A 13,939-nucleotide genomic window follows, 5' to 3' on the forward strand; every position below is an offset into this window, starting at 1 on the left:
CCGGCCGGGAGTCGATCCTACGTGGTCTCCGGCAGCGCCCACGCCCGGTCGTCGACCGGCTCGCCGACCACCTCGGCGGGCTCACCGGCGCGGATGGCCACGATGTCGTTGCCGCCGCGCCGCTTCGCCTGGTACATCGCCGCGTCGGCGCGTGCGAGAGCGCGCACAGCGGTCTCTTGGGGACGCAGCGCCACCACCCCGATGGACAGCGTCACCCCGTGGGAGAGGTCGTGCGGCAGGTCCGCGACCGCGGTCAGGGCACGGCGCAGCGCGGCCTCGGCCGAGGAGAGCGGGGCGCCGGGCAGCAGCACGATGAACTCGTCGCCGCCGTAGCGGGCGACCATGTCGCTGCCGCGCAGGGCGTCGCGCATCGTGCCCGCGACCACGCGCAGGACGTCGTCGCCCTCGGCGTGGGAGAGGCGGTCGTTGACGCCCTTGAACCCGTCGAGGTCGACCAGGGCGATGGCCAGCGGGTGGTTCGCGGGGCTGCCCGCCAGCGCCTCCAGCCGCTCGTCGAGGGCGCGGCGGTTCGGCAGGCCGGTCAGCGGGTCCTGCAGCGCTTGGCGGGCGATGGCGCCGTGCATCCGGGACAGGCGCTCGTGCTCGCGGCGGGTGTGCAGGGTGGCGATGCGGGACTCGCGCATCTCCCACAGCTGCGCCTCCAGCTCCGAGGCGTAGTGCTCCAGGGCGCTGGTGGTGCGCTCGCCGCCGTCGGGGCCGGAGAGCCGGGCGTACTCGCGGATCAGGCACAGGCGCAGGGTCGGCTCGGAGGCGTCGTGGTACATCCCGGAGCGGGCCTCGTCGAGGATGGCCAGGGCGGCCTCGTCGTGGCCCTCGTGCTCCAGGCAGCGGGCCAGGGCGACGGCGACGATCACCAGCTCGCGCGGGTAGCGCACGGAGTCCAGCAGCGTCCTGAGCCGCTCCACGTGCACCATCGACGGGTGGGCCAGGGCCAGCGCGGAGCCGATGATCGGGTTCTGGTCGGCGGCGGGGCGGGTCGGGTCGCGGGGGAACAGCGACTCGCGGAACGGGGCCTCGACGGCGACGGCGATGGCCGCGGCGGTGGCGAAGCGCTCCGCGGCGCGCTCGTCCTCGCCGATGCGCTCCAGGCGCAGGCCCCAGCCGATGAGCAGGCGGCAGCGGTTGATCAGGTGCACCGAGATCAGGTGCGGGCCCGCCGAGGCGCGGATGCACTTGTGCGCGCGGGTCATGACCTGGTCGGCGATCTCGTAGACGCCGAGCTGGGTCAGCACGCTGCCGATGTCCAGCAGCGTGGAGGCCATGATCATGTCCCAGGTGCGCCCGCCGAGCATGACGTCGGGGGTGATGTCCTCGTCCAGCATGGCCAGGGCGACGGCGGCCTCGGTGAGGGCGGCGTCCTCCGCGCCCGCGATGAGCAGGCGGCGCCCGCGCAGGGCGTGCGCGTCGGCCTGGAGCACGACCAGGCCGTGGCGGCGGGTGTGGGCGAGCATCTCGTCCAGCAGGGGCTCGGCCGAGTCGGCCAGCTCGGCGTTGACCACGCGGACGGCGACCGCCGAGCGCAGCAGCTGGGCGACCATGCGCGGCTCGCCGCGGTGCTGGGCCTCGGCCAGGAGCCGGTCGACCTCGACGGTGTGCCTGCGCCGCTCGGGCGCGGGACTGGTCTGGATGATCGCCAGCAGTTCGCGGGCGCGCCCCACCAGCCAGGCGTCGGAGCGTTCCTCCAACGCGGGCAGGTCTGCCTCGTCGCGCTGCTCGGCGTCCACGTGCGTCGCTGCACCCCTTGGTGTGTGGGTGGGGATAGGCCGTGCTCCGCCGCCAGGATTCGAACCTGAACCATTGGAACCAAAATCCAAGGTGCTGCCATTACACCACGGCGGATCGAACGGCCCGGGGACCGTTCACGTGGGCACCATCGTGGCACGGTTGCCTGCCAGGGAGCACCAGTACCCGGGCGATTGGCCTACTCTCGCGTCCGATCGGGTGTTATCGGGGTCACACGATCGCGGGCCGTTGTGACGCAAAGGGCTCGTCCGACTGCGCACTGTTTATGTATTCGCGAGATTGACGTCGACCGGGACCCACCCGGATCGCCTATGCCGAGCTGTTCCCCGCGCCGACCGCGGCCACGCTGCCGCCGCCCGAACCTGCCGACGCGACCGGCCAAGATCGCGGCCTGTCGGGGGGAACCCCTAGGGTGGCCGTGGTGGCGGTGGGGCCTTGACGGTGAAGCGCAGTCGTGAGCCCGCGGGCGCCGGATCGGAGGTGCCCGTCGTGGCGCGAGTGCGCATGACCGGCAAGGAGCGGCGCGAACAGCTGCTCGACGTGGCCAGGGCGCTGTTCGCCGAGAAGGGCTTCGACGCCGCGTCGGTGGAGGAGATCGCGCACCGGGCCAACGTCAGCAAGCCGGTGGTCTACGAGCACTTCGGCGGCAAGGAGGGCGTCTACGCCGTCGTCGTCGACCGGGAGATGGACGCGCTGCTCACCGGGATGACCAGGGCGTTGTCCGAGGACGCGCACCCGAGGCTGCTCCTGGAGCGCGCGGCGTGGTCGCTGCTGGACTACATCGAGGGCTCCACCGACGGGTTCCGCATCCTGGTGCGCGACTCGCCCGTGGCCACCGGGGCGGGCACGTTCTCCAGCCTGCTCAACGACATCGCCAGCCAGGTCGAGCACATCCTCGGCGTGCAGTTCAGCAAGCGCGGCTACGACCCGAAGCTCTCCGCCCTGTACGCCCAGGCGCTGGTCGGGATGGTCGCGCTGACCGGGCAGTGGTGGCTGGAGGCGCGCAAGCCCAAGAAGGACGAGGTGGCCGCGCACCTGGTCAACCTGGCCTGGAACGGGTTGTCCAACCTGGAGGGCAAACCCACGCTGCGGGAACGGCTGTAGGCTCCGGCCCCGTGACTCCCGCGCTGCTCAGCCCCGTCGACATCCGGCGGATCGCCGACGCGCTGGGCGTGCGCCCGACCAAGAAGCTCGGGCAGAACTTCGTCCACGACCCCAACACCGTGCGGCGCATCGTGGCCGCGGCGGCGCTGGCACCGTCCGATGTGGTCTTGGAGGTCGGGCCGGGGCTGGGGTCGCTGACCCTGGCGCTGCTGCCCGCGTGCGCGTCCGTGGTGGCCGTGGAGATCGATCCGGTGCTGGCCGCGCAGCTCCCGCTGACCGTGGGCGAGAAGGCCCCCGAGGTGGCCGACCGGCTGACCGTCATCGAGGCCGACGCGATGCGGGTGGGCGAGCTGCCCGGTCCGCCGACGGCGCTGGTGGCCAACCTGCCGTACAACGTCGCGGTGCCGGTCGTGCTGCACCTGCTGGCCGTGGCGCCGTCGCTGCGGCGGGTGCTGGTGATGGTGCAGGCGGAGGTGGCCGACCGGATGGCGGCCGGGCCGGGCGGGCGGGTGTACGGGGTGCCCAGCGTCAAGATCGCCTGGTACGCCTCGGCGCGGCGGGTGGCGACCGTGCCGCGCGCGGTGTTCTGGCCGGTGCCCAACGTCGACTCCGCCCTGGTCCTGCTGGAGCGGCGGCCCGAGCCCGACGCGGACCGGGCCGCGGTGTTCGCGGTCGTGGACGCGGCCTTCGCCCAGCGGCGCAAGACGCTGCGGGCGGCGCTGGCGGGGTGGGCGGGATCGCCCGCCCTGGCCGGGGAGATCCTCACCGCGGCGGGCGTCGACCCCGGGGCGCGGGGGGAGCAGTTGGCGGTCGAGGACTTCGTCCGGATTGCCCAAGTAGGGCATACCCGCCGGTAGTAGGCCGTTCGGCGTCCGGTTCCGCACTCCGGGAGTGTGACGTTGCGGACGGTACGGCCGAACCTGCGTTAAGCGGCTTGCGCCGCGGCCGAGGGATCGGGTGTACTCAGGTCAGCTATCCATCAGGAGCGGCCGAGAGACCTGGCTCGACGAAGCCGCAGCAACCACCCATCGCGGGCAGGTGCTACCGCCAGGACCGATGGAGGAACGAGATGGGGATTCTCACCAGCAGGCGGGTCATCGACCAGTGCAGGCGCACTGTGAGTGGCTGTCGACGAATGCGCGTATCCGGCTGATCCAGCCGTTCGTCTTCATCCACTTCGGACTCAAATCCCCTCACCGCCGTGCCCACGTGTCTTGGCGCGCGCGGTCGCCTTGGAGCCTGCCATGATCACCGTTGAGAACCTGACCAAGACCTTCTGGACCACCGCCGGCCAGGTCACCGCGATCGATGACGTCACCCTCGACCTCACGCCCGGGGCCATCACCGGCGTCCTCGGCACCACCGGCTCGGGGAAGTCGACCCTGGCCCGCCTCGTCTCCCTGCAGGACCGGCCCGACAGCGGCGTCGTCCGCGTCGAGGGCTACAACACCGCCGGGCTCGACCAGCGGCGGCTGCGCGCGGCGCGCAGGCGCATCGGCGTCGTCGGGCACGGCGAGCTGCTGCCGCAGCGCACCGCGGCGGGCAACATCGCCACCCCGCTGGAGCTGGCGGGCATCGACGGCCCGCAGCGCCGCGACCGCGTCGGGCGGATGCTGGACCTGATCGGCCTCACCGGGCGCGCCGACGCCACCCCCGCCGACCTCTCGCCGGGGCAGCGGGCCCGGGTCGAGGTCGCCCGCGCGCTGGTCGGCGACCCCGGGCTGCTGCTGGCCGACGACCCCACCCGCGGCCTGGACGCCGACGGCGTCGCGGGCGTGCTGGCCGTGCTGGACCGCGCGCGCAGCGAACTGGGCACCACGGTGCTGGTCACCACCGGCGAGGCGAACGTGGCCCGCCGCATCGCCGACGACGTCGCGCTGCTGGTCGACGGGAAGGTCACCGACAGCGGGTCGCTGCTGTCGCTGATCCAGTCCCCCGAGAGCCCGGTGGTCGACGCGCTGCTGCCCTCGATCGACACCCCGGAGTCCGTGCGCGCCGGGCACGACCGGACCGCCGAGGTGGTGCTGATCGGGTTCGCCGCCGTCGGCGCGCTGCTGCCCGAGGCGGGCGGGCGGTTCGGCACCGACATCGCGGTCATCGGCGGCGGCCTGACCCGCGTCGGGGAGACCCCGGTGGCCCGTTTCCTGCTCGGCGTCTCCGGCGCGGCGGCGGACTCCACGCTGTCCTGGATCGGCGAGCGCGGCGGCGTCGTGAAGCGCAGGGCGCGCGGTCCCGAGGGCATCGCGGCCTGAGGTCTGGCCGTAGGCTGGACGGCGTGCTCGCTGTCGTCCCGCATCCCGTCACCGTTCGCGTGCCGTCAAAGGTGAACCTGCACCTCGCGGTCGGCGACCTACGCCCGGACGGCTACCACGACCTGACGACGGTGTTCCAGGCGCTGTCCCTGACCGACGAGGTCACCGTGGCCATCGCCGACGAGCCCGGGGTGGAGGTCGTCGGGGAGAACGCCGACGCCGTGCCCACCGGTCCCAGCAACCTGGCCTGGCGCGCGGTGCAGGAGCTGGCGCTGTTCGCCGGGCGGGACCCGGAGGAGCCGCGGGTACGGGTCGTTATCCGCAAGGGCATCCCGGTGGCGGGCGGCATGGCGGGCGGGAGCGCGGACGCCGCGGCGACGCTGGTCGGTCTCGCCGCCCTGTGGCGCCTTGAGGTCACCCGGGACGACCTGGCCGAGATCGCCGGGCGGATCGGCAGCGACGTGCCGTTCACGCTGTACGGGGGGACGGCGCTGGGGACCGGGCGCGGGGAGAAGCTGGTCCCGGTGCTGTCGCGGCACACCTACCACTGGGTGCTGGCCTTCGACCGCCGCGGCCTGTCCACCCCGAAGGTCTTCACGGAACTGGACCGCCTGCGCGCCGACGGCGACCCCCCACGGGCCGGGGCGGTCGAGCCGGTCCTGGAGGCATTGGCGACCGGCGACCCACGGCAGTTGGCACTGTTGCTGGGAAATGATCTCCAAGCCGCCTCGGTGTCATTGCGCCCGGGTTTGCGGCGGACCCTGCGCGCCGGGGTGAATGCGGGCGCATTGGCCGGAACCGTTTCCGGCTCGGGCCCCACTTGCGCCTTTCTGTGCGCCGATGATCAATCCGCTTTGCAGGTCGCGGCGGAGCTGGCGGGGGCTGGGGTGTGCCGGACGGTACGGGTCGCCCACGGCCCGGTACCGGGCGCACGGTTGATCACCGGCGAGGACGCCCACCGGCCGATCCCGCCCGAGGTGAACGCCTAGCTCGCCGCCTCCCTGTCGACACAGGGCGATTTTCGTCAGTTTTTGACGAGCACCCGGCTATGCTGACCTCATGAGCGAGGTCTGGAGCACGTGGTGCTGATCCGGTTCGAGGTGGCGAACTTCCGGTCCATCCTCGAACCCGTCGAGCTGTCGATGGTCGCCGTGGACCGCGACCGCGACGCTGCCCGCCCGTTCGACAACATCGGCGAGAGCCTGCTCACCGTCGCCGCCATCTACGGCCCCAACGCGTCGGGCAAGTCCAACATCATCGCCGCCCTGACCTGGCTCCGCGACGCGGTCTTGAATTCGCTTCGCGGCTGGGATGACGATATTCCAATCGAACCGTTCGCGTTCTCCGAAGGACATAGCCGACCGACTGAATTCACGATCGAATCCATAGTCAAGGGCGTGCGCTTCGAATACGTTGTCGAACTTACCCGGGAAAAAGTTCACTATGAAGGACTGTTCCACTACCCGGAGAAGAAACGTCGGCGGATCTACGAACGCAGTGGCCAGGAGCTGAAACTCCAGCGTGGCCTCGGCAACCTGTCAGGAACCCGGGAACTGCTGACGGATCGTACACTCGCCCTGTCGGCCGCTCGGAGGTTCGATGAGCCTTTGGTCTCAGAGTTCGCGCAGGACCTCCTCTCAGGCCAGACCTACGGACCGCGAGGACCCTTTCACTCAGGCCGCACCAAGTCGCCAAGACACCCTTACCCTTCCAGCTGTCATTGGTTCAAAAGTGACAATCGGATACGTGCACTCGCGATGCTCAGGCTGGCAGATCTTGGTATCGACGACGTTGTGTTCAGGCAGATCGGAGCACCGTCGCTGACTCCCGATGGCGATTTGACGTTCACTCAAGAGCTGGTTCAATTTGTTCACCAGTCCGGTGATGAACAAGTAGAACTAGGATTGATTGACGAGTCGGAAGGCACCCAAACTTGGTTCCGCCTCATCGGCCCCGTGCTGTCCGCACTGACAGCCGGCTCCCTGCTGCTGTTCGATGAGCTTGACGCCAGCCTGCATCCCACCCTGTCCATGCAGCTGATCCGGCTGTTCCAGGACCCGGTGACGAACCCGGCGGGCGCACAGCTGGTCTTCACCTCGCACGACACAAGCCTGCTCAACCACCTCAACCGAGATGAAGTCTGGCTCACCGAGAAGCCGAAGGATGGCGCGACCCGGCTGGGAGCCTTGGCCGAATTCGCGGGCGAACGCGTTCGGAAGTCGCAGAACCTGGAGAAGGCGTATCTACACGGGCGGTTCGGCGCGCTACCCGAGGTGGACCGAACCGAGTTTCTCCGCGCCCTGGGTTTGATCGGCTGAGCGATGGCACGACGAGCCTACGGCAAAGACCTTAAGCGGAAGACGGCCAGCCGACCCGAGCGAAGGACCATTGTGATCTTCTGCGAAGGAGAAGCGTCAGAGCCCGACTACATCAAGGGATTGAAGCAGCTTCCCGCCATTCGGCGCAATACGGCAATCGACATTGAGATCGACCCAGACCAGGGAATGCCGTTGACGCTCGTGAAGCGTGCGGTGGAGCGGAAACGCGATGACGAGGTCGATGAGTGCTGGTGCGTCTTCGACGTGGAGTGGCCGCAGACCCACCCCAACCTCAGCCAGGCCATCAGCCTCGCCAAGGATCACGGCATTCGCCTGGCCATGTCGAATCCGTGCTTCGAACTCTGGCTGATCCTCCATTTCGAAGACCAGTCAGCCTGCATATCCACGGCCGAAGCGGAAAGCAGGAGCCGCAAACTCGAAGGGCGCAGCGGGAAGAGGATCAACGCCGCCGCTTACATGCCCAAGCGAGCAGAAGCGTCCCGGCGCGCGCAGCGGCTGGCGGTACGCCACGTGGGCAACGGCACGGCCTGCCCCAATGACAACCCCTCGTCAGGCATGAGCGAGCTGATCGCTGCCATCGAGCCCGCTGACGCCTAGAACTCCCAGCGCCAGCCTTCGGTGTTGCTGGGGAGGTTGTGGGGGCTGTAGACGAGGGTGCCGTGTTCGGCCGCGGTGTCCAGGAGGACCACGCCGTAGTAGCCGGCGTCGGAGAGGTAGAAGTCGTCGGTCAGGTAGCGGTGGGTGGGGAGGCAGGAGGTGATGGTGCCCTGGCCGGTCTCCTCGCCCTCGGCGTCGACGGTGCGGAAGTCGCGGGCGCTCATCCACCAGCCCCAGTCGGGCTCGTACTGCTCGGTGGTCTGGAGGACGATCGTCACCGCCAGGTAGTGGCCGCGGTTGGGGGGCAGGCTGCCCGGTTCGGTGCAGGTGACCGGGCGGATGCTGTCGAGCCAGAGGGCGGCGAGGGTGGGGCTGCCGCTGGAGCGAATGTGGATCTTGTGGCCGAACTCCGCGGGAATGGTGTTCTCCGATGATGATGAGCCACCGCATCCGGTGAGGACGAAGATCAGCGCGACAACGGCGCCGAAGATCCGGAACATTGCACCTCCACAACAAAAAGTAAGGCGTGGATAGCTGGATATTCCGTGGTTGTCAAAATTGTCGACAGAGGGTATTCAGGCCATCGCCAACAGGTCTCTTAACTGGGAAAACAGGGTGACCGGGGCCACTGGGTAAGCTGGTGGCGACTATGCAGGCCCGGTGAAGGTGCGTGGATGACCAATCTGGTCAATCTGGAGAAAGTCGGGAAGAGCTTCGGCGTCCGACCACTGCTCGACGATGTGTCCCTGGGGGTGGGCCGCGGCGACCGGATCGGTGTCGTGGGGCTCAACGGCGGGGGCAAGACGACACTGCTGGAGGTGCTGGCCGGACTGGAACCCGTCGACAGCGGGCGGGTGAGCCGCGTCCGCGACCTGCGGATGGCGGTGGTCACCCAGCGCACCGAGCTGGCGCCGGGGTCGACCGTGCGCGAGGCGGTGCTGGGCGGGCTGAACGTGACCGCCGAGCACCAGTGGGCCTCCGACGCGCGCATCCGCTCCATCCTCGACGGGCTCGGGGTGACCGCGCTGGGCATCGACAGTCCGGTCGACACCATGTCCGGCGGCGAGCGGCGGCGGGTCGCGCTGGCGGCCACGCTCGTGCAGGAGCTGGACCTGGTGGTGCTCGACGAGCCCACCAACCACCTCGACATCGAGGGCGTGCAGTGGCTGGCCGAGCACCTGCTCGCCCGCGGCACCGCGCTCGTCGTCGTCACCCACGACCGCTGGTTCCTCGACACCGTCTGCACCACGACCTGGGAGGTCGTCGGCGGGCGCGTCGAGCAGTACGAGGGCGGCTACGCCGACTGGGTCTACGCCCGCGCCGAGCGCGCCCGGCTGGCCGACACGCTGGAGGAGAAGCGGCGCAACCTCGCCCGCAAGGAGCTGGCCTGGCTGCGCCGCGGCGCACCCGCCCGCACCTCCAAGCCGCGCTACCGCATCGAGGCCGCGGAAGCGCTGATCTCCGACGTGCCCGCGCCGCGCGACAGCGTCGAGCTGCTGGCCTTCGCCAAGCGCAGGCTCGGGCGCACCGTGCTGGAGCTGGAGGACGTCTCCATCTCCGCCGGGCCCAAGCCGATCCTGCGCGACGCGACGTGGCGGATCGGGCCGGGCGACCGGGTCGGGCTGGTGGGGGTCAACGGGTCGGGCAAGTCGACGGTGCTGCGGCTGCTGGCCGGTGAGCGGGAGCAGTCCTCCGGCAAGCGCGTCCAGGGCCAGACGGTGCGCCTGGCGCACCTGAGCCAGGAGCTGCACGACCTGCCGCCCACGCTGCGCGTGCTGGAGGCCGTCGAGGAGATCGCGCGGCGGGTGGTGCTGGGCAAGCAGGAGATGACGGCCTCGCAGCTCGCCGAGCGGTTCGGCTTCCCGGCGGTGAAGCAGTGGACGCCGGTGGGCGAGCTGTCCGGCGGCGAGCGGCGGCGGCTGCAGCTGGCCCGGCTGCTCATGGCCGAGCCGAACGTCCTGCTGCTCGACGAGCCCACCAACGACCTCGACATCGACACCCTCCAGCAGCTGGAGGACCTGCTCGACTCCTGGCCGGGCACGCTCGTCGTCGTCTCCCACGACCGCTACCTGGTCGAGCGGGTGTGCGACACGGTGCACGCGGTCTTCGGCGACGGCAAGGTCACGCACCTGGTCGGCGGCATCGAGGAGTACCTGTCGCGGCGGGCGGCGTCGCTGGCCGCGCCCGTCGCCGCCCAGAAGAAGACCGTCGACGACGCCGCCCCGCGCGCGGGCTCGGCCGAGCACCGGGCCGCGCAGAAGGAACTGGCCCGCCTCGAGCGCAAGCTGCAGACGCTGACGACCCGGGAGGCCAAGCTGAACTCCCAGGCCCACGACGCCGCCACCGACCTCGACCGCCTGGCGGAGCTGGACGCGGAGTTGCGGAAGGTGTCGGCCGAGAAGGACGAGGTGGAGGGCCGCTGGTTGGAACTGGCCGACTCGCTGGAGTGACCGAGTGCCCCGGCCCAGGGTCTTGGCCGGGTATCGGCGTGTCCACGGCGTGCTGGCAAGGCGCCGGAACGTCGCCGTACTGGTTGTACGGAGGCGGTCCGGCAACGCGGCCAGGCGCGTCGTGGGCATGTCGAGACCCGGTGAAGACCCTGGGCCGGGGCACTAGGCTCTCGGCCATGAGCCGGTTTGTTGACATGCTGCTGGATTCCGCCCGGACGCGGGGGGACGCCAAGGGTATGACCACCGGGGAGCCGCACGCCCCCGTCCGCCACACCTGGGCGCAGGTGCACGAGCAGGCGACCCGGATGGCGGGCGCCCTGGTCTCGGGCGGCCTGGCCCGCCACGGCGCCGTGGCGGTGCTGGCCGCCGAGCCGGTGACCATCGCGCCCGCGGTGCAGGCGGTGTGGCTGGCGGGCGGCAGCGTGACCATGCTGCACCAGCCGACGCCGCGGACCGACCTCGCCGAGTGGGCCGCCGACACCGTCCGGGTGCTGGAGATGATCGACTCGAAGCTGGTGCTCCTGGGCGCGCCCTTCGACCAGCTCGCCCCGGTGCTGGACGAGCACGGCGTGTCCTACCGGCTGCTGTCGGAACTCTCCGGCGAGCCGCTGGCCGAGCCGGTGGAGGCCGACGAGGACGCCCCGGCGCTGCTGCAGCTGACCAGTGGCTCGACCGCCGAGCCCAAGGCGGTCCGGATCACGCACGGCAACCTGTACAGCAACCTGACGGCGATGGCGGCGACGGCGGAGCTCGACGTCGACAACGACATCATGGTGTCGTGGCTGCCGCTGTTCCACGACATGGGCATGGTCGGGTTCCTGACCGTGCCGATGACGGTGGGCCTCGAACTGGTCAAGGTGACCCCGGTGGAGTTCCTGACCGGCCCGCTGCTGTGGGCCGACCTGGTCTCCCGCCACCGCGGGACGATCACCGCGGCGCCGAACTTCGCCTACGCCCTGCTCGGCCGCAGGCTGTCCAATGTGGACTCAACGGACACCTACGACCTGTCGTCACTGCGCATCGCGCTCAACGGCGCCGAGCCGATCGACGAGGCCGCGGTGGCCGCGTTCGTCAAGCAGGGGGCCAGGTTCGGGCTCGACCCGAACTGCGTGTTCGCCGCCTACGGCATGGCCGAGACGACGCTGGCGGTGTCGTTCGCGCCGCTGGGGACGGGCCTGACGCTCGACTACATCGACGCGGCCCTGCTGGAGTCGGAGAACCGGGCGGCGCCGGTCCCGAAGGAGGAGAGCATCCGGTCGTTCGCGGTGCTGGGCAGGCCGCTGCCGGGCATCGAGGCCCAGATCCGCTCGGAGTCCGGGGATGTGCTGGGAGAACGGGAAGTCGGCGAGATCTTCGTGCGCGGCGAGGCCGTCACGCCGGGGTACCTGACGGTGCACGGCCCGGTCGCGACCCAGGATTCCGAGGGCTGGCTGGCCTCCGGGGACATCGGGTACACAGTGGACGGTCAGCTCGTCATCTGCGGGCGGCAGAAGGACGTCATCATCCTGGCCGGGCGCAACATCTACCCGACGGACATCGAGCGGGCCGCCGCTGGTGTCGAGGGGGTCCGCGCGGGCAACGCCGTGGCGGTCCGGGTCGACGCCGGGTCCCGCCGCGAGCGCTTCGCCGTGGTGGTGGAGTCGCGGTCGGCGGGGGACGCCGACGTGGAGAAGCGGATCAAGCGCGAGATCGGGGCCCGGGTGTTCGAGTCGGTCAACGCCCGGCCGAGCGCGGTCCTGGTGCTCCCGCCCGGCACGCTGCCGAAGACCCCGTCGGGCAAGCTCCGCCGCGCCGCAGCGGGCGCCCAGCTGGTTGGCGGTCTCGCGGACACCGAGGAGTGACCCACCTGCCGGGACGGGTCGGAACTCGTCCCGGCGACCGGGACCTCGCCTGCGCGCGAAGCAGTAGAGGTGGCGGCTCTCAGGATGGCGTTCCGTAGCAGGTGGTGATCGCGGCGGCGCGGTCGCGCAGGGCGGTTCGCAGCCATTGCGGGGCCAGGGCTTCGGCGTTCGTGGCGAGCTGCCACAGCGCCCATTCGGCGTGCCGGGAATCCTGGAAGGTCACCTCCAGCCGCAGCCTGCCGTCGGTGTCGGGCTCTTCGGCGAGGACGGCCAGCGCGGTGCCCACCAGGTCCTCGCGCCGGGCCGGGTCCACCCGCACCAGCACGGTGACCTGGTCGCCGCCGGTCCGGAACCGGGTGCCGCGTTCCTGCCAGGCCCGGTCCAGGTCGACCCGATCCGGCCGCTGCGCGGGTTCGGCGAGTTCCTCGGCGGCGACGATCCGGGACAGCCGGTAGGTGCGGTCCGCGCCGGACCTCGTGGCCAGCAGGTAGCCGTGGTCGCGCACGGTGACCAGGCCGATCGGGTCCACCGTGCGCCATTTCGGGCTCTGGCCCACTGCCGCGTAGTGGATGCGCAGCTTGTGACCGGCGAACACCGCGCGCCGGACCTCGGCGACTACGGAGTCGGGCACCTCCTCGGCGACCAGCCGACGCGAGAGGAGGTCGGTCTCCGGGTCGATGAGCAGCCGCTCGGCCACGCCCGCCGCGGTGTGCCGGTGGCTCTCCGGCAGCGCGTCGACCACCTTGAGCATGGCCGAGGCGAGCGCCGAGCCGAGCCCGAACGCCTGCGCGCCGCGCCGCGACCCGGCGACCAGCAGGGCGAGGGCCTCGTCGTGGTTCAGCCCGGTCAGCTCGGTCCGGAAGCCGGGCGACAGCGCGAAACCGCCGTGTCGGCCGCGTTCGGCGTAGACCGGGACGCCCGCCGCGGACAGCGCCTCGATGTCGCGCAGCACGGTGCGGGTGGTCACCTCCAGCTCGCGGGCCAGCGCGGTCGCGGACAGCCTGCCGCGCTGGCGCAGCAGCAGGACCAGCGATACCAACCGGTCGGCGCGCACACGAAAAACATTACCGGAATACACGACACAGGATGTCGTGATTCGTTGACAGGCTTGCCACCACAACGTCAAGGAATGGAGCTTTTTGTGGCGATGGAGCGAACGGCCGTCAACCCGGTGGCGTGGTCGGTGGCGATGGGATTCAACCAGGGCGAGGTCGTCTCCGGGCACACCCGGACCCTGTACTGCTCCGGGCAGACCGCGACGGACGGCGACGGCAAGCCGCAGCACGACGGCGACATGGCGGCCCAGCTGGCGCTGAGCCTGGACAACCTGGAGGCCGTCCTCGCCGAGGCGGGGATGTCCCTGGCGGACCTCGTCCGGCTCAACGTCTACGCCACCGACGTCGACCTGCTCTTCCAGCACTACGGCGTGCTGGCGTCGAGGCTGGGCGCCGCCAGGGTCGCCCCGACCACCACGATGCTCGGCGTGACCCGCCTGGCGATCCCCACCCTGCTGGTCGAGCTGGAGGGCACCGCCGTCGCGTGAGGCGCCCCTCGCCGCCTCCGGTACGGGCCCGGAGGCGGCGAGCACCAGC

Annotated in this window: 12 protein-coding genes, 1 tRNA gene and 1 riboswitch; of the genes, 9 read left to right on the forward strand and 4 right to left on the reverse strand. The window is 70.9% G+C overall.

The genetic code is table 11. The features are described 5' to 3' along the window. Window positions 1-17: 17 nt before the first annotated feature. Together ACTG9Q_RS09760 and ACTG9Q_RS09765 are read right to left on the reverse strand one after the other, a co-directional pair. On the reverse strand, window positions 18-1,745 hold the full coding sequence (locus tag ACTG9Q_RS09760) for a diguanylate cyclase (RefSeq protein WP_455572339.1): 1,728 nt from the start codon (window positions 1,743-1,745) through the stop codon (window positions 18-20). A gap of 44 nt (window positions 1,746-1,789) precedes the next feature. Further along, a tRNA-Gln gene (locus tag ACTG9Q_RS09765) sits at window positions 1,790-1,860 on the reverse strand. Between the two features lie 408 nt (window positions 1,861-2,268). Here ACTG9Q_RS09765 and ACTG9Q_RS09770 point away from each other — a divergent pair. The 6 genes from ACTG9Q_RS09770 (at window position 2,269) to ACTG9Q_RS09795 (ending at window position 8,056) form a co-directional block, all read left to right on the forward strand. Then, window positions 2,269-2,868, forward strand: coding sequence for a TetR family transcriptional regulator (locus tag ACTG9Q_RS09770; RefSeq protein ID WP_455572720.1), 600 nt, complete (start codon window positions 2,269-2,271; stop codon window positions 2,866-2,868). An 11-nt stretch (window positions 2,869-2,879) separates the two neighbouring features. Next, window positions 2,880-3,725 carry a 16S rRNA (adenine(1518)-N(6)/adenine(1519)-N(6))-dimethyltransferase RsmA gene (gene rsmA / locus ACTG9Q_RS09775; protein ID WP_455572340.1) on the forward strand — a complete coding sequence of 282 codons (846 nt, stop codon included), beginning with the start codon at window positions 2,880-2,882 and terminating at the stop codon, window positions 3,723-3,725. Window positions 3,726-3,841: 116 nt separating this feature from the next. Continuing rightward, window positions 3,842-3,931, forward strand: a riboswitch (SAM riboswitch). 181 nt (window positions 3,932-4,112) lie between these two features. Beyond that, window positions 4,113-5,120 (forward strand): methionine ABC transporter ATP-binding protein, encoded by a 1,008-nt coding sequence (locus ACTG9Q_RS09780; RefSeq protein WP_455572341.1) that lies wholly within the window; start codon window positions 4,113-4,115, stop codon window positions 5,118-5,120. A gap of 23 nt (window positions 5,121-5,143) precedes the next feature. Further along, entirely contained in the window at window positions 5,144-6,109 is a 966-nt protein-coding gene (locus tag ACTG9Q_RS09785; protein ID WP_455572342.1) for a 4-(cytidine 5'-diphospho)-2-C-methyl-D-erythritol kinase, read from the forward strand. Between the two features lie 93 nt (window positions 6,110-6,202). After that, window positions 6,203-7,438 (forward strand): AAA family ATPase, encoded by a 1,236-nt coding sequence (locus ACTG9Q_RS09790; RefSeq protein ID WP_455572343.1) that lies wholly within the window; start codon window positions 6,203-6,205, stop codon window positions 7,436-7,438. 72 nt (window positions 7,439-7,510) lie between these two features. Further along, window positions 7,511-8,056: an RloB family protein gene (locus ACTG9Q_RS09795; RefSeq protein WP_455572344.1), complete on the forward strand. Its 546-nt coding sequence runs from the start codon at window positions 7,511-7,513 to the stop codon at window positions 8,054-8,056. Here the strand turns inward: ACTG9Q_RS09795 and ACTG9Q_RS09800 are convergent. Beyond that, entirely contained in the window at window positions 8,053-8,556 is a 504-nt protein-coding gene (locus tag ACTG9Q_RS09800; RefSeq protein ID WP_455572345.1) for a hypothetical protein, read from the reverse strand. The genes ACTG9Q_RS09795 and ACTG9Q_RS09800 overlap by 4 nt on opposite strands. Window positions 8,557-8,730: 174 nt before the next feature. Here ACTG9Q_RS09800 and ACTG9Q_RS09805 point away from each other — a divergent pair, with 174 nt between their 5' ends. After that, a complete protein-coding gene (locus tag ACTG9Q_RS09805) occupies window positions 8,731-10,506 on the forward strand; it encodes an ABC-F family ATP-binding cassette domain-containing protein (protein ID WP_455572347.1) in 1,776 nt (591 codons plus the stop codon). Between the two features lie 176 nt (window positions 10,507-10,682). After that, the gene (locus ACTG9Q_RS09810) at window positions 10,683-12,347 is read left to right on the forward strand and encodes a fatty acyl-AMP ligase (protein WP_455572348.1); all 1,665 of its coding nucleotides are present in this window, start codon (window positions 10,683-10,685) and stop codon (window positions 12,345-12,347) included. 79 nt (window positions 12,348-12,426) lie between these two features. On the opposite strand, the gene ACTG9Q_RS09815 is transcribed toward ACTG9Q_RS09810, so the two are convergent. Further along, window positions 12,427-13,401, reverse strand: coding sequence for a helix-turn-helix transcriptional regulator (locus ACTG9Q_RS09815; protein ID WP_455572349.1), 975 nt, complete (start codon window positions 13,399-13,401; stop codon window positions 12,427-12,429). Window positions 13,402-13,494: 93 nt separating this feature from the next. On the opposite strand from ACTG9Q_RS09815, the gene ACTG9Q_RS09820 reads away from it, so the two are divergent. After that, the gene (locus ACTG9Q_RS09820) at window positions 13,495-13,890 is read left to right on the forward strand and encodes a RidA family protein (RefSeq protein WP_455572350.1); all 396 of its coding nucleotides are present in this window, start codon (window positions 13,495-13,497) and stop codon (window positions 13,888-13,890) included. Window positions 13,891-13,939: the final 49 nt, after the last annotated feature.

The organism is Actinokineospora lacus (assembly GCF_053813445.1).

Coding starts and splice junctions, on each gene's coding strand:
- ACTG9Q_RS09770 (WP_455572720.1), top strand. CDS start 2,269: ATGACCGGCAAGGAGCGGCGCGAACAGCTGCTCGACGTGGCCAGGGCG.
- ACTG9Q_RS09780 (WP_455572341.1), top strand. CDS start 4,113: ATGATCACCGTTGAGAACCTGACCAAGACCTTCTGGACCACCGCCGGC.
- ACTG9Q_RS09800 (WP_455572345.1), bottom strand. CDS start 8,556: ATGTTCCGGATCTTCGGCGCCGTTGTCGCGCTGATCTTCGTCCTCACC.
- ACTG9Q_RS09805 (WP_455572347.1), top strand. CDS start 8,731: ATGACCAATCTGGTCAATCTGGAGAAAGTCGGGAAGAGCTTCGGCGTC.
- ACTG9Q_RS09810 (WP_455572348.1), top strand. CDS start 10,683: ATGAGCCGGTTTGTTGACATGCTGCTGGATTCCGCCCGGACGCGGGGG.
- ACTG9Q_RS09820 (WP_455572350.1), top strand. CDS start 13,495: ATGGAGCGAACGGCCGTCAACCCGGTGGCGTGGTCGGTGGCGATGGGA.